The 20,992-nt window shown below is 42.4% G+C and carries 14 protein-coding genes and 1 pseudogene; 12 read left to right on the top strand and 3 right to left on the bottom strand.

Features of this window, described 5'->3' with window-relative positions:
- The first annotated feature begins 103 nt into the window (after positions 1 to 103).
- A complete protein-coding gene (locus tag B3P16_RS18945; protein ID WP_286843889.1) occupies positions 104 to 1,624 on the top strand; it encodes an FAD-dependent oxidoreductase in 1,521 nt (506 codons plus the stop codon).
- A 23-nt stretch (positions 1,625 to 1,647) separates the two neighbouring features.
- Here the strand turns inward: B3P16_RS18945 and B3P16_RS18940 are convergent, their stop codons facing one another.
- On the bottom strand, positions 1,648 to 2,526 hold the full coding sequence (locus B3P16_RS18940) for an AraC family transcriptional regulator (RefSeq protein WP_286843887.1): 879 nt from the start codon (positions 2,524 to 2,526) through the stop codon (positions 1,648 to 1,650).
- A 186-nt stretch (positions 2,527 to 2,712) separates the two neighbouring features.
- On the opposite strand from B3P16_RS18940, the gene B3P16_RS18935 reads away from it, so the two are divergent.
- The 7 genes and pseudogenes from B3P16_RS18935 (at position 2,713) to B3P16_RS18900 (ending at position 10,300) form a co-directional block, all read left to right on the top strand.
- Positions 2,713 to 3,141, top strand: coding sequence for an L-rhamnose mutarotase (locus B3P16_RS18935; protein WP_286843886.1), 429 nt, complete (start codon positions 2,713 to 2,715; stop codon positions 3,139 to 3,141).
- Between the two features lie 45 nt (positions 3,142 to 3,186).
- The gene (locus B3P16_RS18930) at positions 3,187 to 4,233 is read left to right on the top strand and encodes an alpha-L-fucosidase (protein WP_286843884.1); all 1,047 of its coding nucleotides are present in this window, start codon (positions 3,187 to 3,189) and stop codon (positions 4,231 to 4,233) included.
- 48 nt (positions 4,234 to 4,281) lie between these two features.
- A complete protein-coding gene (locus tag B3P16_RS18925; RefSeq protein ID WP_286767550.1) occupies positions 4,282 to 5,502 on the top strand; it encodes an enolase C-terminal domain-like protein in 1,221 nt (406 codons plus the stop codon).
- A 9-nt stretch (positions 5,503 to 5,511) separates the two neighbouring features.
- A pseudogene (locus B3P16_RS24365) lies at positions 5,512 to 7,154 on the top strand (sodium:solute symporter).
- A gap of 57 nt (positions 7,155 to 7,211) precedes the next feature.
- Complete coding sequence (locus tag B3P16_RS18910) at positions 7,212 to 7,982, top strand: SDR family NAD(P)-dependent oxidoreductase (RefSeq protein ID WP_286843879.1); 771 nt, start codon at positions 7,212 to 7,214, stop codon at positions 7,980 to 7,982.
- A gap of 99 nt (positions 7,983 to 8,081) precedes the next feature.
- On the top strand, positions 8,082 to 9,248 hold the full coding sequence (locus B3P16_RS18905) for an alpha-hydroxy acid oxidase (protein ID WP_286843878.1): 1,167 nt from the start codon (positions 8,082 to 8,084) through the stop codon (positions 9,246 to 9,248).
- A 392-nt stretch (positions 9,249 to 9,640) separates the two neighbouring features.
- On the top strand, positions 9,641 to 10,300 hold the full coding sequence (locus tag B3P16_RS18900; protein WP_070564348.1) for a DUF6266 family protein: 660 nt from the start codon (positions 9,641 to 9,643) through the stop codon (positions 10,298 to 10,300).
- Between the two features lie 96 nt (positions 10,301 to 10,396).
- Here the strand turns inward: B3P16_RS18900 and B3P16_RS18895 are convergent, their stop codons facing one another.
- Both B3P16_RS18895 and B3P16_RS18890 read right to left on the bottom strand, forming a co-directional pair.
- Positions 10,397 to 10,567, bottom strand: a complete 171-nt coding sequence (locus tag B3P16_RS18895) for a hypothetical protein (protein WP_175441970.1) — start codon at positions 10,565 to 10,567, stop codon at positions 10,397 to 10,399.
- A gap of 92 nt (positions 10,568 to 10,659) precedes the next feature.
- Positions 10,660 to 12,264: a hypothetical protein gene (locus B3P16_RS18890; protein WP_286843876.1), complete on the bottom strand. Its 1,605-nt coding sequence runs from the start codon at positions 12,262 to 12,264 to the stop codon at positions 10,660 to 10,662.
- A 503-nt stretch (positions 12,265 to 12,767) separates the two neighbouring features.
- On the opposite strand from B3P16_RS18890, the gene B3P16_RS24360 reads away from it, so the two are divergent.
- The 4 genes from B3P16_RS24360 to B3P16_RS18875 all read left to right on the top strand — a co-directional run bounded on the left by B3P16_RS24360 (position 12,768) and on the right by B3P16_RS18875 (position 20,958).
- Positions 12,768 to 13,097, top strand: coding sequence for a DUF6660 family protein (locus B3P16_RS24360; protein ID WP_368072488.1), 330 nt, complete (start codon positions 12,768 to 12,770; stop codon positions 13,095 to 13,097).
- A 152-nt stretch (positions 13,098 to 13,249) separates the two neighbouring features.
- A complete protein-coding gene (locus tag B3P16_RS18885) occupies positions 13,250 to 17,572 on the top strand; it encodes a CusA/CzcA family heavy metal efflux RND transporter (RefSeq protein ID WP_286843875.1) in 4,323 nt (1,440 codons plus the stop codon).
- A 7-nt stretch (positions 17,573 to 17,579) separates the two neighbouring features.
- A complete protein-coding gene (locus B3P16_RS18880; RefSeq protein ID WP_070564339.1) occupies positions 17,580 to 18,890 on the top strand; it encodes an efflux RND transporter periplasmic adaptor subunit in 1,311 nt (436 codons plus the stop codon).
- Positions 18,891 to 18,924: 34 nt separating this feature from the next.
- On the top strand, positions 18,925 to 20,958 hold the full coding sequence (locus B3P16_RS18875; protein ID WP_286843873.1) for a heavy metal translocating P-type ATPase: 2,034 nt from the start codon (positions 18,925 to 18,927) through the stop codon (positions 20,956 to 20,958).
- The last annotated feature ends 34 nt before the right edge of the window (positions 20,959 to 20,992 follow it).

The raw sequence follows: 20,992 nt of genomic DNA, 5'->3' as shown, positions 1-20,992 counted from the left end.
TTTACGTATTTAACCGCTAAAACGAAAGTGGAATAGCATGGTTCTTATCTTGGACGTGTTGTATTTGCAATAAAGCAAAGACTGATTCTTTGAATTTAATATAATGACTATGAAGCGTGACGGAACGAACAAGAGCTTTTGGCAGGATGTTGACATTGAAAATTTTTCGACTGACCCTGCCATTTTAGATTTCCATACCATTGTTGTGGGGGCGGGTATAACTGGTGTAACATTGGCCAAGGAACTTCAGAATAGAGGCATAAAATGCCTACTGTTGGACAAGGAGAATCCAGGGTTTGGCACAACCGGAGGAACCACTGCCCATATCAATAACTTTTATGACGCTTCTTACAATGAGATTATTGAAAATTTTGGAAAGGATCCCGCTCAGCTGCTTCTGAATGCGACGCTTGAGGTCTTAGATTATATAAAAGATAACATTTCCAAATATTCCATACAGTGTGCATATTCGACATGTGACTTTTTTCTCTTTAGCGCAGAATCTGGACAGAACGAGCAGCTTGAGCAAATTTACGCGGCCCATCAGCAATTGGGATTGCCTACCCATTATGTCGAAACCATACCTTTTGATATACCTTTCGAAAAAGCAATATGCATTGAGGGACAAGCACAATTTCATCCCATGAGATATATTGCGGGCATGATCGAAGCCTATCGTCGTGAGGGCGGCGAAATATTGACGGGTCGAGGAATTGAAGCCTATAGCAATGAAGATGGAAGGGTCAAATTGAAGCTGAGTGGAAAAGAGGTTTATACGGCAAAGAATATCATTTGGGCTACCCATGTGCCACCAGGCAAAAACAGATTCAATTTTTTACTGGCACCTTATCGAAGTTACGTCCTGACGTTAAAGCTTCATGGAGAACCTGAAGCATTGGGACAAGCTGCGGATCTGTATAATCCCTACCACTATTTTAGGTATCATCGATCTGATAAAGAACATTACCTTATCGTGGGTGGTTTTGATCATAAAACTGGCGACGACCAACAAACAGAGCAACATTTTGCCGACCTAAAACTTTGGGTTGATCAGCATTTCGACTATGATGAACTTACTGCAAGTTGGTCGTCGCAATATTATGATTCAGCCGATGGCTTACCCTTTATCGGCAGTATGCCAAATGAAAATAATGTGTATATAGCCACCGGTTATGGCGGTAATGGAATGACATTTGGATCAATGGCGTCACTTGTGATCCCTGACTTATTGGAAGGAAAGGAGAATCCGCTGGCTGAACTGCTGTCACCAAGCCGCATCAAACCTGTTGCGAGCGCACAGCAGGTATTATCGGAAGGTGTCAATGCTGCAAAACATTTTATCATGGACAAATTTTCGGCTGAAACGCTGAAGGAGGTCGAAAGCTTACAGCCAGCGGAAGGTAAAATTGTTCACTATAGGGACAGAAAACTGGCTATTTGTCGGGATATGGAAGGGGAGTTGCATGCTGTAAACTCAGTCTGTCCGCATATGGGGTGTACAGTAAGCTGGAACCCATCCGAAATGTCCTGGGACTGTCCTTGTCATGGTTCACGGTTCGGAATGAATGGAAAGCTTTTGAATGGTCCTGCTAGTGTAGATCTTGGTCGTGTCAATTTTGATTAGTGCAACTTTGTTTTGACGCTTTTCTAACATATCTGGGACTTATATTGGGTTGGCGTGATCCCTTTAATTGATTTGAAAATTTTATTGAAGTTTGAAAGGCTGTTGAAGCCACAGGCATAAGCAATGTGTGTGATTTGATGCTTGTTTTCGACAATCAATCTACAGGATTCACTGATGCGAACCTCATTGACAAATTGGACGAAGGTTTTCTGCGTACGGGATTTGAAATAACGGCAAAAGGAGTGTTTTGACATATTAGCGAGCTGCGCAACTTGATCCAATTGAATTTCTCCGGTATAGTTGTTAAATACGAATTTAAAGATGCTGTCAATTTTACTATTGTCAATAGGGCTATAGTTGTGGGTGTATCCAGCGCTGGAAATGTAATCAAATTCATCTGTCGATAACATCAATTCGATAATCTCTAGTAACAAAATAGTTTTTTCAAAGCCATAATCCAGCTGTACGATCTTTTTTAGCTTTACCTTCAATTGTTCCTTTGTTGCGCCACGGAATAGGAGACCGCGTTTGGAGACTGAAAAGAAGGTTTCGACTTTGTGTGTTTGAAAGAAATGCCCTAAAAGTTTAATCATTAATTTAGGTTCTATATACAAGGCTAAAGAACGGGAAGTTTTTGTCTCCGCAATAGTAGAGCCTGCGCAATTTATCATGTTATTGTGCCAGACATGTGGCAGATCAGGTCCTACAAAAGTAAGTTCATCGGAAACAAAGTTACTCACATTGTCGCCAATAATCCGCTTTCCCTCACTTTCCACAATATAGGTCATCTGGCAGGCGCTATGAAAATGAAATTCAGTTGAGAAGAATGGGCGTTGCACATCTTTGGTCGCAAAAGTTGTGATAGCTGCACCTTCCAAAATTTTGGCGAAGACAGGTTTCATGTGTTTGGTTATTTTTAAATTAAGAACAGGCAATATAGCCTATTTTGCCTTAAAAATAAGTAAACATGTGTAAAATTGTTAATATAGTGGGAGAAATGAGCAATCTAGCAGTAGTCTCCGTCCTGCTAAGCGCGTAATTTAGTAGTACTATACAACTACGTATAATTATACAATAACGCAGAACTTATGTATCCTAAATTGTATCCTTACATCCTTGTGATCGTCTTGGTCGTACTCTGTACAACAGCCTTCCGGTCTACAGAGAGCAGTCGCTCCGTGACTCGCTATGCATCCATAACAGGATTGAAAGCCGAGAAAGTAGCGTATTATAAAAAGCTTCATGCCAAAGTTTGGCCCACAGTACTTCGAAAGATCAAGGCATGTCATATCCGCAATTATTCTATTTTTTTGAAGGAGATAGATGGTCAATTTTTTCTTTTCAGCTATTTTGAATATGCAGGACAAAATTTCAAGCTTGATATGCAAAAAATGGCTTCCGATCCTGAGACACAGCGGTGGTGGAAGGAAACGGATCCTTGTCAGCAACCCTTATCCGATGCACAGGAGAAAGGGGAGATTTGGTCTGGTATGACGGAGGTATTCCATACGGACTAAAGAAATAAAATTAATAAACGCTGTAATAACCAATAGAATGTAACCATGAGAAAAAAAATATTATTTAGTTTGGCACTCGCTGTTTTAGGTATACATGTCGGTGCTCAAACAAAGGCTATAGTACCTGTTCCATCGGTACGGCCCAATGCATATCAGCGAGCGCAGATCGACCGAAAATATGGCATGTTCGTTCATTTTGGCATGAATACATTTCATGATCAGGAGTGGACAGACGGATCTAAACCCGCCAGCACATATGCTCCATCAGCAATTGAGGTTAAACAATGGGTTTCGACAGCAAAGGAAGCCGGGATGAAGTACATGATTTTGGTAACGAAACACCACGAGGGTTTTTGTTTATGGGATAGCAAGTATACGGATTATGACGTAGCGAACTCTTCGAACGCAACAAATGTTGTACTGGAGCTGGCTAAGGAATGCGCCAAACAGGGAATGCGCCTTGGCTTGTATTATTCTTTATGGGACCGAAAGCAGAACCCCAATGTTAAAGACAGGTCTACAGATGCAGCCTATAATCAATATATGTTGAACCAGCTCAATGAGCTGGTGGATATAACCAAAAAGTATACGGATATCGTTGAGCTTTGGCTGGATGGAGGCTGGGAAAAAGAGAATTATCGATGGCCCACGCAGGAGATCTATAATTTAATCAAGAAAAAGGTTCCTGGATGTCAAATTGGTATAAACTGGAGCATCGGATCGCCTGAGAATACGGACAAACACATTGTTTTGCCGAAAGACCAGCAGAATTATTACCCAATACGTTATTTTCCAAGTGACTTTAGGCTAGGCGACCCTTATCTTCCGGTCGATCCTGACCCTAAGCTTTTTATGGCACAGGGGAACACTTACTATATGCCTTTTGAGACAACAGTGGTACTTGGAGAACGCTGGTTCTATAACACGACAGACAAGAAGTATAAGTCTTTGGAAGAGCTTGCGGGGATTTATCAGACCGCAACTGCGCAAGACAATATCCTGATCTTAAACGTTGGTCCCAATCGAATGGGGCGCATAAAGGATTCGGATGTTGACATTTTACGCAAATTAAAAGAGAAATTAAAGTTATAATTCAAAATAGATTAACCTAAATACTAAAAATAAGCACGTTACGATTTTATGATAAAGACGTTTGATATTCAGGATCGAAGATTTCCTTTGGCTACAGGTGCAGGCAGTGATGCGATACACAAAGATCCGATCTATTCTTATGCAGTGACCCGATTGGCCGATGATAAGGGGCGCGTTGGGACAGGTCTGGCTTTTACACTGGGTGCAGGGAACGAGCTGGTCTGTCGTGCCGCAGCTTTTTATGCCGAACGACTGAAAGGGATTCCAATTGAGGATCTTATGGCAGATTTTGGTCAATTGTTTAATAGGTTGAGCAATGAACAGCAGTATCGTTGGTTGGGTCCACATAAAGGGGTTGTTCATTTGGCCTTAGCTTCGGTAACAAATGCCTGTTTTGATCTTTGGGCTAAAACGAGAGGAGTTCCACTTTGGAAATTGTTAACCGAGCTCAGCGCCGAAGAGATTGTCAATACGCTGGATCTTTCCTATTTGGAAGATGAGTTGACAAAGGCGGAGGCCATCAGCTTACTGGAGTCAAATATGGCTACAGGTCATAAAAGAATGGGGATTATTGAAAAGGGCTATGTGGGCTATGATACGTCAGTAGGCTGGTTTAACTATTCTGATGAAAAGGTACGGGAGAATTGTAAGCGTGCTTTAGAAAACGGCTTCTCCGCAATGAAGCTCAAAGTGGGCAGTGAAGATCCCTTGCGGGATATTCGTCGTGCGCATATCGTGCGTGAGGTTGCTGGTGATGAAGCTAAAGTAATGCTCGACGCGAATCAGCAATGGACGCTGCCGCAGGCACTATCCATCTGTCAAGAGCTTAAAGAGATGAACCCGTTTTGGGTAGAGGAGCCGACACACCCGGACGACATTGTTGGTCATAAACGCTTGGCCGAACATATTGCGCCGATAAAAGTTGCCATGGGTGAGCATGTGCCGAACCGCATTTTGTTTAAAAATTATCTTCAAATGGGTGCGACGGGATTTGTACAGGTCGATGCTGTTCGCGTTGGCGGCGTAAGCGAGTTTATATCCGTGAGTCTACTTTGTCGAAAATATAATATCCCTGTTGTACCACATGTTGGGGATATGGGGCAGCTCCATCAGCACCTGGTTTTATTTAACCACATAAGCTTGGGGCATGAGGCTTTGTTTTTGGAGCATATTCCGCATCTAAAGTCTCATTTTGTACATCCAGTGGCTATAGAGAATGGCGTTTATCGTACCCCAATGGATGTGGGAAGCAGTTGTGATTTGTTATAAGTTGACATTATGTTAGGAAATTTAGATTTAGGTATCGCCATCTTTTACATACTGTTGATTTTAGTTGTCGGCGTATTGGCAGGATCGGTGCGATTTAAGAAAGTCAAGGAAACAAGTGCAGAGGGGTATTTTTTGGCTGGAAAGACACTTCGTTGGCCAGCCATTGGACTAGCGCTTTTTGCAACCAATATTTCAACAGTCCATCTGGTCAGTTTGGCACAGAGCGGATTCGATACCGGGTTGCTTAATGGTAACTTTGAATGGATGGCGGCCTTTACTTTAATCTTACTGGCGCTTTTTTTTGTGCCATTTTACCTCAAGTCGGGTGTTGCCACCTTGCCCGACTTTCTGGAACGGCGCTATGATCGTGCCAGCAGAGATTGGCTTACGTTTATCTCTATACTATCGGCAATTGTTATTCATATCGCTTTTTCGATGTTGGCCGGAGGGATTGTGCTGCGCACACTTTTTGGATTTAATATGTATTTAAGTATTACAGTAATCTGTGTGATAACTGGAATATATACGATTTTGGGCGGATTGCGTGCTGTTGTGGTGACGGAATCTATACAGACAATTGTGTTGCTTGCGGGGCTTTCATTATCAGTTTTGCGGCTTTTGATAAGATGGGCGGTTGGACGCCGATGAAAGCTGTACTGGTACAGGACAATGCTCTTGATCGTCTATCTATGCTTCGCAGTAGCAACGATGGAAGTGGAATGCCTTGGTATGCCGTTTTGTTTGGCTATCCGATTTTGGGTATTTGGTATTGGTGTGCCGATCAGACCATCGTTCAGCGTGTTTTAGGGGCGAAAGATGAAAACCATGGACGTGTGGGCGCTCTTTTTTGTGGTTTTCTAAAAATCTTGCCTGTTTTTATTTTTGTGCTTCCAGGCCTATTTGCGTATACCTTGTTTAAAACAGGTCAATTGGATTTAAGCAGTCTCGGCGTGGACCATCAAGGGCAGGTCAATTCAAAAGGCATCTATACACTTATGATTACACAACTTTTGCCTTCCGGATTGATCGGTGTTTTGGTCGCAGCGCTCCTGTCGGGTTTAATGAGCCAGATATCGGGTGCGCTAAATTCGATATCGACCATGGTGAGTTACGATATCTTTAGACAGCGGAAACCTGCCGCTTCCGATGGTCAGTTGATTCGTATCGGGAAAATTGCTGCAGTTATTGCCATGGGATTTTCCTTGGCTCTTTTACCACTATTGGATCGCTATGAGAGTATTTTCTACGGCATAAATGATGTGATAGCACACATTGCGCCACCAATAACCTGCGTATTTCTTTTAGGTGTGTTTTGGAAAGGGGCATCGGCAATAGCTGCAAAACTTACCTTGTGGATAGGTTCTGTTTTGGGGGTTGCCGTATTTTTACTGAACAAGCTGCTGCCTGACTCGTGGATAGGTCAGACTCCATTTATGATGATGGCTTTTTATCTGTTTTTGATCTGTATGGTACTTCAGGTATTATTATCGTATAAGTATCCCGTGCAGCACACTGCACAAAGTCGGGATTTGTACTGGAAGAATCCCATGGACCCACTTCGGGGTAAAGCCTGGTCGGGTATCGGGAGTTACCGCATTTTGTCGACATTGCTACTCGCTATTGTCGTGATTTTATATGTAATTTTCAACTGATTTTTTAATTTGTTCCAATGCTTTGGAACTTGATGCTAAATACAAGAATAATAGAACGTGAAAATCTTAGAAGATAAAATCATATTGGTTACCGGAGGAAGTGCTGGTATCGGTTTGGAATGTGTAAAAGCCTATGTCAAAGCGGGGGCAAAGGTTGCCTTTATTGGTCTCGATCAAACATCCGTGGATGAAACAGCTGAACTGATCGGGGCACCACATATGGGCATCTGTGCGGATGTCACGCAGGCCAGGGAAGTTGAATTAGCTATCCAAAAGACCGTTGCTGTTTTTGGGCGGCTTGATGCAATCCATAACAATGCTGGCTTGGCAAGTCCATCAAAACCTTTGCATGAAACGACGGACGATGAATGGATAAGGTTACTGGATACCAACATGAAAAGTGTTCTTTTGACTACACGGTATGGCTACCCCCATTTAAAGGAATCTGCCGGTTGTATTCTAAATACGAGTAGCTTAGTAGGGGAAATAGGCCAGGAGAACCATGCGGCATATGCTGCCACAAAAGGGGCTATCAATGCGTTGACAAAATCGATGGCCATAGACTATGCGTCTGTCGGCATACGTGTCAATTCGGTTATGCCTGCAGCTGTTATGACACCCATGCTCAATAAATGGACACTGGAGCAACCACAGCCGAAACAGGTTTTTGATTTTTTGAAGGATATTCATTTGCTTGGATACTGTCCTGACGGTGATGTCATTGCTGATGCCTGTGTGTTTCTGCTGTCAAACCAAGCGCGCTTTATTACAGGGGTAAATCTACCTGTAAGTGGAGGTGCCGAGTTGGGCTACCGCAGAAATGTGTGACAGATTTTTTTATATTAACTATAATTAGCTTGCATTTGAAAAGCAATTTATCTAAGTTTGGCGCGCAGTTGTAGACTGCTTATAAATAATACATCAATCATGAGCCAGAAATTTATATATAATACCCGTTATCCTTCTGTTGAAGATCTAAAGATTAAAGCGAAGAAAAGGATTCCCAAATTTGCATTTGATTATTTGACCGGAGGAGCCAATGAAGAATTGAACCTTGCCAGAAATGAAAACGATTTTGATAATATTCTGTTGAAGCCTCAATATCTGCTTGCGAGTGAAGAAATAGACCTTTCGGTCGAACTATTCGGTCGCCGTTATAGTGCGCCTTTTGGGGTTTCGCCTATTGGACTTCAGGGATTGATGTGGCCGAATGCGCCAGAGATTCTTGCGAAAGCGGCTGCAAAAAATGATGTTCCTTATATTTTAAGTACTGTATCAACAAGTAGTATTGAACGTATTGCCGAGGTATCTGATGGGAAAGCGTGGTTCCAGCTCTATCATCCGACAGAAAACAGGTTGCGCGATGATATTATTCAACGTCTACAGGCTGTTGAATGTCCCGTATTGGTAGTTTTGGTCGATGTTCCTGCTTTTGGACTTCGTTATCGTGAAATAAAAAGCGGATTGTCTATGCCGCCTAAAATGAGTATCGCCAATATCTTGCAAACTTTTGCCTGCCCAACTTGGGGGATAGAAACATTAAGACATGGAATTCCTTCTTTTGCAACATTGAAGCCTTATATGGAAAAAGGTCTTGATTTAGCGCAGCTGGGACAGTTTATGAATAGAACATTTACCGGTAAGGTAGATGTTGAGAAAATTAAAGCTATTCGCGATCTTTGGAAAGGGCCATTGGTGCTTAAAGGGATTGCCACCGACGAAGATATGCAGTCTTCTATCGCATTGGGCGTGGATGGAGTCATTGTCTCAAATCATGGTGGACGACAGCTCGACGCAAGTGAATCTTCGATCAATTCATTGATCCATTTGGCGAGCAACCCAGAATATAAAAATAAGATAAAAATCATGTTAGATGGTGGTATTCGATCGGGAGTTGACCTAGCCCGCGCCCATGCGGTTGGATCGGATTTCAATTTTATGGGAAGACCATTTATGTATGGCGTTGGCGCATTGGGCAATGAAGGTGGGGAACATACAATCAATATGTTCAAGACACATTTGTATCAGGTTATGAAGCAATTGAGTCTTTCAAAGATTGAAGATTTGCCGCAACGTCTACAGGCTGTCCTGTAACCGTTGTAGCAGGTCGAGTTTTCGATCCAGCGTTGAGGTGGGAATCAGGCCTACCATAGAAAGAAGAGAATGTCTCTTATGTTTGTATGAAGCAAATGTAGGAGACATTTTTTGTTTTATAGTTTGACATAAAAGCTAGTTGGCTTTGATGTAATATGATTAAGTTTTCGATATAGCAAACGTAGATCAATCGGTGGCCAAATTCGCGATTTTAACAGTGCTTGTTCAGTGCTCGTTCAGTGCTTGCTCAGTGCTTGCTCAGTGGAGACTGAATAAACAATGACTAATTACTGTCCAAATATTGAATAAAAATTGTTTTTTCACCTAATTTGGTATGAGTATGTTTCCTTGATAATGTTTATCTTTAATATCTATAACATTATCAAGCAATTATGGCGATCGTTAAAAATGGTGTTAATGGAACTGTTTCCGGGAAAGCAGGTTCTGTTGTATTTGTGTCGACTAAAACAGGAAATTATGTACGATCTCTCCCTCGTGTTAAAAAACGGGAGCCCAGTCCTGAACAACTGCTCAGTAGAAAACGCTTCAAAATGGTGAGGTCACATATTAGCCAGTTAAAACCGATCATCAATATGGGGTATAAAGCGTACAGCTATCCTAAACGGGCATACGATGTCGCGATGTCTTATAATTTGAAAGAAGCGCTTATCCAGGAAGAAAATGGTTTTTTGATTGACTGGCAGAAATTTATGATTGCCAAAGGAAGCCCCAATCCCATCACTTCCTACACAATGGATTTTGACAAAGAAAACCAAGTACTTCAGGTTACCTGGGAATATGACGCCTATCTGGAGGAAAAGTTCAATACCAGAACTTACGATTCCTTCTTGGTCCTGTATAATGTAGCGGATAACGGGAACGGATATTCACTTGTCATGAACGACTTCAAAGGTAGCCTACTATCTGGCAAACAACATATTGAAATGCCAAAACATAGAAAGGAAGTGACCTATCAGGTGTATATCTTTTTTATCGAGAGTTACGGTGGAGGTAATACAGACAGTCTGCATTTGGGTTCAATAACGATTTGAGTATACATAGTGCTGACACGATCGTGTATTATAATATAGCATAAAAAAGGGCTATCCACATTCGGCTAGCCCCTTTTTATCCACATTGGAAATAGTTTACCAGTCGATATTTCTATTGTCTGTTGAACCTACTTCCCATTGTTCGCTCACTTTACCGCTGTTGGCATCTTCTGGTCTGGCGTATGCCGAACCGGCGGCGATACCTTGTTCAAGCTCGATCGTGGCTACGCTAATTTGAGGGGCGATGTATGCTAATTTCTTTTCCATAATACCTTTTTTATCCTTGCTGAATTTCTATTGTTATGCTCAGCGTGTATTTAATTTATAAGATTATTGACCTATTTATTGACTATTGGTGACTACTGACAAGGGATTTTCTTCTTTCCAGCGCCTACACCTTTGATAATTGTACGTCCATCAACAAGTTGGGTCACTTTTACGGTGTTGCTTTGCGTTGCGCTCCAAGGGAATGTGTTGAAGCTGTTGCCATTAACGAGTTTAAGTTCATATAGAGGACCGCCGGATGTTTTGCTACCAAACATGGTAACCTGGCCAGTTCTGCTGATGACAAGCTTGATCAATGGGGCTGCACTTGTACCTTTCATGTTGTAGACCTGATCAATTCTTTTACCAGTTTCAATATTGTTGCCTGCGTATTTGCTTCCATCAACAAACTGGATGTTTTGAGCAGAAGAGGCACCCACTTCAAATTGAATTTCTTGTTTCGCCAATTTGACACCATTTACTTCCATGTTAAATGCATTGTCCAGTTCGGTAATGTCGAAAACAAAGCCATAGTCTGCCGCTGGGGCAGTGAAATTTCTATCGATTGTCGTTCCATTGGCATAGAATTTTCCATCTTTCATAATACCCGTTTTACCTCCCGATGTAGTTGCCGGATAACTCCAGTCCAGGCCATTGCTGGTTACATTTTGTGTGCAGGTTCTGAAATTGAGTTTCAGATCGTATTTCTGTCCGGGATTGATCTTAACATTTGGAATGGTGATGTTTGTTTTAGTCTCATCATCCAGTGTTAGACTACCGAGCATCAGTGTTCCATTGCTGGTTGCCGGGTGGATCAATAAAGAGGGGTTACTGATCACGGTACGCAGGCCATTTCCTAAAGCCGGGAATTGCGTGGTCACGCCTGCGTTGTTCAAGCCATTGTAGGTTAGTGTTTGGTCTGAGAATTTCAAATTTGCACTACCATGACTAGGTTTTAATACGGCAGTCCCGATTTGAGTAATAGCTCCGGTCATACTTGGATCCATGGTCAATGTTGTGGTGATTTGGCTAAACCGGTGTTTTAATACAACATTTAAGTTATTTACACCACTTTTTAACGTTAATGTGCCCGTGTAATACATCAAATCACCACTTATATTGTCTAAGCTGGCAGTGGACAGTGTATTTTGATTGTTGATACCCGGTAATGCTGTGGTACTATTGATTGAATAGGCAATGAACGTGTAAGATTTTCCAGCGTCAAGAACGATACCTGCAGCAGTAGCTTCCTCACCATAGCTATAAATCTTTTCCGTTACGTAAGCGCCTTGGTTGTCATAGACAACAACTTTATATTTAACGTTTTTGTCCAATGGCTTCTCTTGTGTCTGGACAGCCGCTAGTTTGGGGGTGGACGAAGCGACGAGGCTTTTTGTGATCGCTGAATTGTTTGTTAGGACCACGTCGACAGAACCACCGTTTTCAAGCGGTACTGTCATTTCCTGTACATCAGGTGCCTCGATTGATGTGCGTGAAGCTTTTGCAGATGCTTGCTTTTGAACAGCATTGTTGTCCGTTTCAGTGTAAGCTTCTACACCCGAAAGATTGACTTTAACGACAGTTTCTCCTGTCAATGCGGTGTTTTCTCCACTTTTGTTACAGGAGTAGAGACTAAGTGCGAAAGCACTGCAACCCAGCATGAACAGGTTAGTCAGTCGGTGATGGGGGATTAGATTCATGTTAATTGACATTTTGTTTTGTTATTGATTTTTTGATTTAGTTATTGATTTATTTGTTGTACTGTCTTTGCAGGTGTATGCCTGTTTGTGTTTAAAATATGGTATACGATTGCTTTTTTTTGTTGCTATTATTTTTTATCGATGCAATTATATAAATAGCATTTTACTTAATATGACGTATTTGTATTATCTTATTTTTCTTGTAGAGAAATATCTACAATACAATTATTTGCTGCTTTAAAGCTGTTTAAACATGTTTTATGCTGTTTTTCTGTTAATTACAATTCGTTTTATTTGAATAATAATTTACTTGTAATTAATATTAGTATCGAGTGATTGTTCTTTGTTGGGTTATGCGGTTTTGTGTGGATTTAAGGTTAAGAAAAGCGTTCGATAGAGGGCAACTGTTCCATTGTTTTTTAGGAAGAATAGGATGTGATGATCGCAATAGATTTCTGAGACTAAGCGGAGATTTTAATTTATTTTTTTAAATTTGTGCATTCATGAGGTTAATTGTTTTCATATTGATAGCATATATTATGGGACTTTCTTTTGTTCCCTGCAGTGATTCTACCAATCGCTGCGAGCAGACTGCTATGGAAAGACAATTAAACCAAACTCATAAACATAATGATGACGCGTCCGATGCTTGTTCGATTTTCTGCTATTGCAATTGTTGTAGTGGAAATATAACGGCTTATGCGTATCAATTTCCGCAAATAGATGGTGTCCCGGTTTCAATTTATTTTGATAATCGTAATCCTGTCCTCAATACAGCGATTGTTTCCAGTTATTTTGGGAGCATCTGGCAGCCGCCAAAGGTTAATGCTTAATTTTTCGTAAAAATTCTAGAAACAAATCTGATAGAGCATGCTATGCTGTTCTTTATTCAGCTTTGTGCTCGGAATACGCTTGTTGTATGGTATTACGACAAAAGATGAGCTATTCTAACGAGCTATTATTTAAGCATTAATCACGTATAATTGTGTTAGATCATATTATAAAATTTAGCATTAAGAACAAGATCATTATCGGTTTAATGACCTTGTTGCTTATCATATGGGGGGCATGGAGTGCAACGAAACTGCCAATCGATGCCGTTCCCGATATTACCAATAATCAAGTACAGATCTTTACCTCTTGTCCAACGCTTGCCGGGCAGGAAGTGGAACAATTGGTTACTTTTCCAATTGAACAAAGTATTGCAACTGTACCCAAAATTGAGGAGATCAGGAGTATTTCGCGCTTTGGACTTTCTGTCATTACTGTTGTTTTTGACGATGATGTAGATATCTATTTTGCCCGTCAGCTGATTGGTGAGCGTTTAAAAGAAGCGGTGGATCAGATTCCACAAGGTATTGGTAAACCTGAGCTGGCTCCAGTGAGTACTGGACTGGGAGAAGTATATCAATATATTATACATCCCAAAAAGGGAAGCGAAAAGAAATACAACGCAAAAGATTTGCGCACCATGCAAGATTGGATTGTTGCCCGTCAGCTCTATGGCACACCTGGAATTGCCGAGGTCAATAGTTTCGGTGGTGAGCTCAAACAATATGAAGTAGCTGTTGATCCGAATAGACTTAAGGCGATGAATATCAACATTCCAGAGCTATTTACTGCCCTGGAGAAAAACAATCAAAATACAGGCGGTGCCTATATTGATAAAAAACCGAATGCCTACTTTATTCGGGGAATTGGGCTGGCGACCTCCTTGGAAGATGTCAGAAATATTGCCATCCGAAAATCAGGAGCAATACCGATTTATGTTAAAGATGTTGCGGATGTACGTTTTGGTCATGCTGTGCGCTATGGTGCCTTGACATACAATGGTGAGGTTGATGCTGTGGGAGGTGTCGTCATGATGCTAAAGGGTGAAAACAGCAATGAGGTGGTCAACCGCGTGAAAGAAAAACTACCGACTATTCAAAAGTCGCTACCTGACGATGTGGTTATAGAGCCTTATTTGGACCGGACAGACCTCGTTGGGCGTGCGATAAGTACCGTTGAAAAAAATCTGATTGAAGGTGCCCTGATCGTCATTTTTGTCCTGGTCTTATTTCTTGGGAATTTGCGTGCGGGTCTTATCGTTGCTTCGGCAATTCCACTGGCGCTGCTATTTGCACTTGGACTGATGAACGTCTTCGGCGTAAGCGCCAATTTAATGAGTTTGGGCGCGATAGATTTCGGTTTGATTGTAGACGGAGCCGTCATTGTGGTGGAAGCTACACTACACCATTTAGGCTTACGAAAGTCTACCGAGAAATTGACCCAGGCCGAAATGGACCATGAGGTATTTGAGTCTGCTTCAAAGATTCGTACCAGTGCAGCCTTTGGTGAGATTATTATTCTTATTGTCTATATTCCAATTTTAACATTAGTGGGTGTTGAAGGGAAAATGTTTCGTCCAATGGCACAAACAGTTGGGTTTGCTATTTTCGGCGCATTGATTCTCTCGTTAACCTATATCCCCATGATGTGCGCTCTGTTCCTGCCGAAAAAACACAGCGACAAGAAAACGTTGAGCGACCGGATGATTGCGGGACTGCAACGTATTTATGAGCCTTTATTACAAAAAGCCATTCGGTTTAAATACTTGATCGTGAGTTTAACCGTTGCCATTTTTGCTTTGTCGGCCTTCTTTTTTAAGAATATGGGAGGCGAATTTATTCCACAATTGCAGGAAGGTGATTATGCATTCCATTGCATACTTCCCCAGGGAAGCTCACTTTCGCAAAGTATCGAAACCTCGATGCAGGCATCCCGGATTATCAAAGAGTTCGATGAGGTGAAGATGGTTGTCGGTAAAACAGGAGCTGCTGAGGTACCAACAGACCCTATGCCACCGGAAGCGACAGATATTATGGTGGTATTGAAGCCTCAAAAAGAGTGGAAGTCGGGCCGTTCTTATGAAGAACTGGGGAGCGCTATTCTGGAGAAACTAGAAGTAATTCCGGGTGTCTTCTTCGAAAAAAACCAACCTATTCAAATGCGTTTTAATGAACTAATGACGGGTATCCGTCAGGATGTTGCTGTAAAGATCTTCGGTGAAAACATCGATTCGCTGGCCGCTTACGCCAATGTGGTTGCCGCGCAGATTCAATCCGTTCAAGGGGCGACTTCGCCACAAGTGGAGCGTGTATCCGGCCTCCCACAAATCAATATCGTTTATGACCGCACCCGTATTGCAAATTATGGCTTGACGATTCAGGACGTCAATGACGTGGTGAGTACTGCTTTTGCCGGTCGAAGCACGGGACAGATCTATGAAAATGAACGTCGCTTTGATTTGGTCGTCCGGTTAGATACAACGCATCGAAACAGCATTGATGATGTGCGTAATCTGATGATTCCTACAGATACGGGTACGCAGATTCCGCTTTCTCAGGTCGCTGCCATTGATTATAAATTGGGGCCGGCCCAGATCAGCCGCGAAGCGGGTAAACGAAGAATTGTGATTGGATTTAATGTGGCCGGGCGTGATGTTCAAACCGTCGTAAAAGATATCCAACAACAATTGGCTGCAAATGTAAAACTTCCTGCAGGGTATTATTTCACCTATGGGGGGCAGTTTGAGAATTTACAGAAGGCGAGCTCACGCTTGTTGATTGCTGTGCCAGTTTCCTTATTGCTTATTTTTATGCTGTTGTATTTCACGTTTCATTCCTTTAAGCAGGCGACGCTTATTTTTACTGCAATTCCAATGAGTGCTATAGGGGGTGTATTTGCGTTGATGTTGCGCGGCATGCCTTTCAGTATTAGTGCCGGTATCGGTTTTATTGCCTTGTTTGGCGTAGCCGTACTCAATGGTATCGTTTTAATTGGGACATTCAATCAGTTGAAAAAAGAGGGTGTCGATGATATTTTTCAACGCGTTAAAGAAGGTACGTTGACTCGTCTGCGTCCAGTACTCATGACTGCGACCGTGGCTTCACTGGGCTTTTTACCGATGGCAATAAGTACAAGTGCCGGCGCTGAAGTTCAGAAACCTTTGGCAACGGTTGTTATTGGCGGATTGGTAACGGCAACTTTCCTGACCTTGTTTGTGCTACCCTTATTGTATATAATTTTTAATTCTAAATTGAATATGAAACGAAGTAGAGGTGCTAAGACCATCGTCACAATACTTGCTTTCCTATTTATGGCTTTGGGATCTCAGGTGTTTGGACAGGAGCGCATTTCTGTCACAGAAGCTGTAGAAACTGCGCTGAAGAACAATCGTCAGTTTCAGATCAATCAGGCTGAAATCGTGGGCGCTGGTTTCAATGTTAAGACGGCGACTGAAATTCCCAAGACCGGGATTTTTGCAGAAAATGAAGATTACCGTCCTACGGATAAGGCCGGCTTATTGAAAATTGGTATAACGCAAAGTATTGCCTGGCCTGGACTCTACACTGCGCGTAAGGCGTATTTTAAAGAACAACTAAAATATGCGAACCTAAATACAGATGTATTGAAAACTGCGATTACCAAAGACGTGAGGACAGCCTATTTTCAGCTCTGGTATCTTCAGGATCGCCAAAAACTGTACATGGAGTTGGATAGTATCTATACCGCCATGTTCAAAGCAACTGAACTTCGCTTTAGAACAGGTGACGTAGCTGCGCTGGATAAGATCGCGGCTGAAGCAAAGCTGAAAGAGCTGCAGGCACAACTTGTTCAAAACAAAAAGGATATCATTATTCAGCAACAGCAATTGATGATGTTGTTAGACCGTAATGAGTGGATGCTCCCCTTGGATCAATCCTTGGAGAAGATTGTCGTGGACGCAAGTCCATCAGATGAAACGGCGCATCCTTTACTGGTTTTACAGCAGCAAAATGTAAATATCGCTTCATCAAACATCAGTGTTCAGAAAAATACCAATAAGCCTGAGTTCTCGGGTCGATTTTTCTCCCAACGTGTTTGGGGAGCCAAAGATCCATTATCGGGATTCTCGGTCTCCGCATCCTTCCCGGTCTTTAGCTTGGGCGCCTATAAAAGTAAAGTGAAGGTTGCCAACGCTGAAATGGAAGTTCAACAGCGTAAGTTGGAATATGATACGCAGGTATTCCAGACAAATAAAGGGAATGCACTTGCTGAAATTGACAAGAATAGTGCATTGCTGCAATTTTATGAGTCTTCGGGGTTAAAACAAGCTGATGCAATTATTAAAGCAGCTAGTTTGGGTTATAGAACGGGGGAGATCAATTTTGCTGAATTAAGCCAATTTTTAAGTCAGGCCATTGGCATTCGCCAGAATTATTTAGAAGTCCTCAATCAGTATAATCAATCAGCAATTCAATATAATTACTTCAATAACAAATAAGGCAACAATGAAAGTTTTCATAAAGATATTTATCGTATGTGTAGCCGTTACTGTTTTTTACGGTTGCGGTTCTAATGAGTCGGAGCGTAAAGGTCAACCGGAAGAAAAGGAAGTACCCAAAGCCGAAGCGGAGCATGAGGAAGGGCCGGTTACGGTGGCGGCATTGAGTGCTGCACAAATAAAGGCTGTGGGAATCGTTTTTGGAGGGATTGAAGAGAAGGAACTAACAGCTACCATTAAGGCCAATGGACTTTTGAGTGTACCCAATAACAATAAAGCGAATGCGACGGCGCTTTATGGTGGTGTTGTAAAGACATTGAATGTGCAGCTGGGGGACAATGTGCGTAAGGGGCAGGTGATCGCCACGATTACCAACCCCCAGTTTGTACAATTGCAGGAGGAATATGTATCCCTGGCAAGTAAGATTACCTTGGCCGAACAAGAAATGGCAAGGCAACAGGAACTCAATGAAGGCAATGCAGGCGCACGGAAAAATCTCCAGGCCGCAACAGCAGACTTCAACAGTTTAAGGGCCCGAAAGGCTTCCTTGCAACAACAGATCCAATTGATGGGTATTAACCCCAATAGCGTGAATCTGTCCAATATGCGAACTTCACTGGCCGTAACAAGCCCTATCAATGGAACTGTTAGTAATGTTTTTGCGAAAATAGGGAGTTATGTGGATGTCTCTTCTCCGGTGATCGAGATTGTTGACAATAGTCTGTTGCATTTGGATCTGCAGGTATTTGAAAAGGATCTACCTTTGGTTAAAGTCGGACAGCTCATCAACTTTCAGCTGACCAACAATCCGGATAAGACCTATACCGCTAAAGTTTTTACAATTGGATCTTCATTTGAAAATGACAGCAAGACCATCGCTGTACACAGTACGGTTGTGGGCAGCAAAGTGGGGTTGATTGATGGGATGAACATTACGGGTATGATCGGTGTCAAAAATGTGCGGACTCCGGCTGTTCCGAATGACGCAATCGTGGAGGCTGACGGCAAGTATTATATTTTTGTGGAGACCAACAAGAAACCGGAAGAGCATGAGGAGGGGCATGACGATCACGGGCATGCGCACGATGAAGGTGAAGCAAAACATGCACATAAAAATGAGCAAGAAGCCGGGCAGCATGGAGAAGAACAGGCTAAAAACATCAATTTTGAAAAAATTGAGATTCAAAAAGGCGTATCTGCTTTGGGATATACGGCGATTACCCCGGTTACAGAAGTGCCTGCTGGAACAAAAATTGTTGTGAAGGGTGCTTTTTTTATCAATGCCAAAATGAGCAATACAGGTGGGCACGAACATTAATTGACCGTATTTGTTAACATAATCAAAGCAAGTGATGGAACATAAACATCGTTATGATGCACAAGGCAGGCAGCTTTGTTGTACACAGACAGAAAAAATATATAATCAGGCTGGAGCTGAGGATCTTATTGGGAAAGCTCCGGCTTCCAGCCAAGGTCATGACCATAGCCATGATGAGGACGGTCACGATCACTCGACGGCAGGGGCCAGTCAGATGCAGTTATTTCTACCTGCGCTAATTTCTTTTATCTTACTCATTGCTGCTATAGCCATGGATAATTGGATTGCACAATCCTGGTTTAAGGATTGGGTCCGTACAGGCTGGTACATATTAGCTTATCTACCGGTTGGGTTTCCTGTTATCAGGGATGCTTTAAAGAGTATAGCCAAAGGGGAAATCTTTTCGGAGTTTTTGTTAATGAGTATTGCTACCATAGGCGCTTTTGGGATCAAAGAATACCCCGAGGCTGTAGCGGTAATGTTGTTTTACGCCGTAGGAGAGGTGTTTCAGACCTTGGCGGTAAGTAGGGCTAAAAGTAATATTAAGGCTCTACTGGATCAGCGTCCGGATGAGGTGACCATTTTGGAGAATGGAAAGAGCAAAGTGATCAAAGCTGCCGATGCAGGTATTGGAGCAATAATTCAGCTGAAACCTGGTGAAAAGCTTGGGCTTGATGGTGAATTGTTGTCTGAGCAAGGTGCATTTAATACAGCTGCGCTGACTGGCGAGAGCAAGCCAGATACAAAGATGAAGGGTGATGTTGTACTGGCTGGAATGATTAATATGAACACCGTGAGCCTAATTCAAGTGACAACAGCATATCAGGACAGCAAGTTGAGCAAAATCCTCGAGCTCGTACAGAATGCAACGGCTCAAAAAGCACCCACAGAGCTGTTTATTCGCAAATTTGCTAAGATTTATACCCCAATTGTCGTGTTTTTGGCCATTGGAATTTGTCTCCTGCCTTACTTGTTTGTGGATCAATATGTATTTAGCGAATGGTTGTATAGGGCCCTCGTGTTTTTAGTGATCTCTTGCCCCTGTGCACTCGTCATTTCAATTCCTTTGGGGTATTTTGGTGGAATTGGTGCTGCAAGTAGAAATGGTATACTTTTTAAAGGCAGTAATTTTTTGGATGCGATGGCAGCTATCCGCCATGTCGTGATGGATAAAACCGGAACAATGACTGCCGGCGTTTTTAAAGTGCAGGAAATTAAGCTACAGGCCGGTTACGACGAAGCAAGGATTTTAAAGCTCGTCAATAAAATAGAGAGCCACAGTAGCCATCCAGTTGCAACAGCGATTAGAGAATATGTCGGTCCGATCGATGAGTCTGTCGATCTCAATACCATAGAAGAAATCCCTGGACATGGACTAAAAGCTATGGCTGATGGCAAAGTGTTGCTGGTGGGCAACTTTAAATTGCTGGACAAATTTAATGTAGTCTATGATATCGATCCCAATAGTATCGTATATACGACCATCGCGATCGCTTTGGATGGTAAATTTGTAGGATTCATGACCATTGCTGATAGCATCAAAGCGGATGCTGCGCTTACCATACAGCTACTGCATAAACTCGGTGTAAAAGCCACAATGCTGAGCGGGGACAAGACGACTGTTGTCGCCTATGTTGCCAAGGAACTTGGAATAGATCAGGCCTATGGCGATCTGCTGCCGGAAGATAAAGTGAATAAAGTCAAGGAAATAAAGGGACTAAACGAATCTGTTGCTTTTGTGGGGGATGGCGTTAATGATGCTCCGGTTGTCGCACTGAGCGATGTTGGAATAGCGATGGGGGGACTGGGCAGTGATGCGACGATCGAGACGGCAGATGTCGTGATACAAGATGATAAACCTTCGAAAATTCCAATGGCGATTCGCATTGGAAAAGAGACGAAAAAAGTCGTTTATCAGAATATAGGCCTTGCCTTTATAGTTAAGGGGATCGTGTTGATTCTTGGCGCTGGGGGATTGGCAACGATGTGGGAGGCAGTCTTTGCCGATGTTGGCGTATCGTTGATTGCGATATTGAATGCCATAAGAATTCAGAAAATGAAATTTTGACATTTAGCATCAAGTTGCACCCGCCCTTTTCATT

Source organism: Sphingobacterium sp. UBA7631 (genome assembly GCF_002483935.1).
Classification (GTDB): Bacteria; Bacteroidota; Bacteroidia; order Sphingobacteriales; family Sphingobacteriaceae; genus Sphingobacterium; species Sphingobacterium multivorum.
The sequence above is the reverse complement of the archived record's forward strand: the minus strand, read 5'-3'. Positions and strand labels throughout refer to the sequence as shown.

Bases quoted from the DNA above. Each gene is read 5' to 3' on its own strand.
- B3P16_RS18945 (WP_286843889.1), top strand. From the start codon at position 104: ATGACTATGAAGCGTGACGGAACGAACAAGAGCTTTTGGCAGGATGTT.
- B3P16_RS18925 (WP_286767550.1), top strand. From the start codon at position 4,282: ATGATAAAGACGTTTGATATTCAGGATCGAAGATTTCCTTTGGCTACA.
- B3P16_RS18895 (WP_175441970.1), bottom strand. From the start codon at position 10,567: ATGGAAAAGAAATTAGCATACATCGCCCCTCAAATTAGCGTAGCCACG.
- B3P16_RS18905 (WP_286843878.1), top strand. From the start codon at position 8,082: ATGAGCCAGAAATTTATATATAATACCCGTTATCCTTCTGTTGAAGAT.
- B3P16_RS24360 (WP_368072488.1), top strand. From the start codon at position 12,768: ATGAGGTTAATTGTTTTCATATTGATAGCATATATTATGGGACTTTCT.
- B3P16_RS18900 (WP_070564348.1), top strand. From the start codon at position 9,641: ATGGCGATCGTTAAAAATGGTGTTAATGGAACTGTTTCCGGGAAAGCA.
- B3P16_RS18880 (WP_070564339.1), top strand. From the start codon at position 17,580: ATGAAAGTTTTCATAAAGATATTTATCGTATGTGTAGCCGTTACTGTT.
- B3P16_RS18875 (WP_286843873.1), top strand. From the start codon at position 18,925: ATGGAACATAAACATCGTTATGATGCACAAGGCAGGCAGCTTTGTTGT.
- B3P16_RS18890 (WP_286843876.1), bottom strand. From the start codon at position 12,264: ATGAATCTAATCCCCCATCACCGACTGACTAACCTGTTCATGCTGGGT.
- B3P16_RS18930 (WP_286843884.1), top strand. From the start codon at position 3,187: ATGAGAAAAAAAATATTATTTAGTTTGGCACTCGCTGTTTTAGGTATA.
- B3P16_RS18935 (WP_286843886.1), top strand. From the start codon at position 2,713: ATGTATCCTAAATTGTATCCTTACATCCTTGTGATCGTCTTGGTCGTA.
- B3P16_RS18940 (WP_286843887.1), bottom strand. From the start codon at position 2,526: ATGAAACCTGTCTTCGCCAAAATTTTGGAAGGTGCAGCTATCACAACT.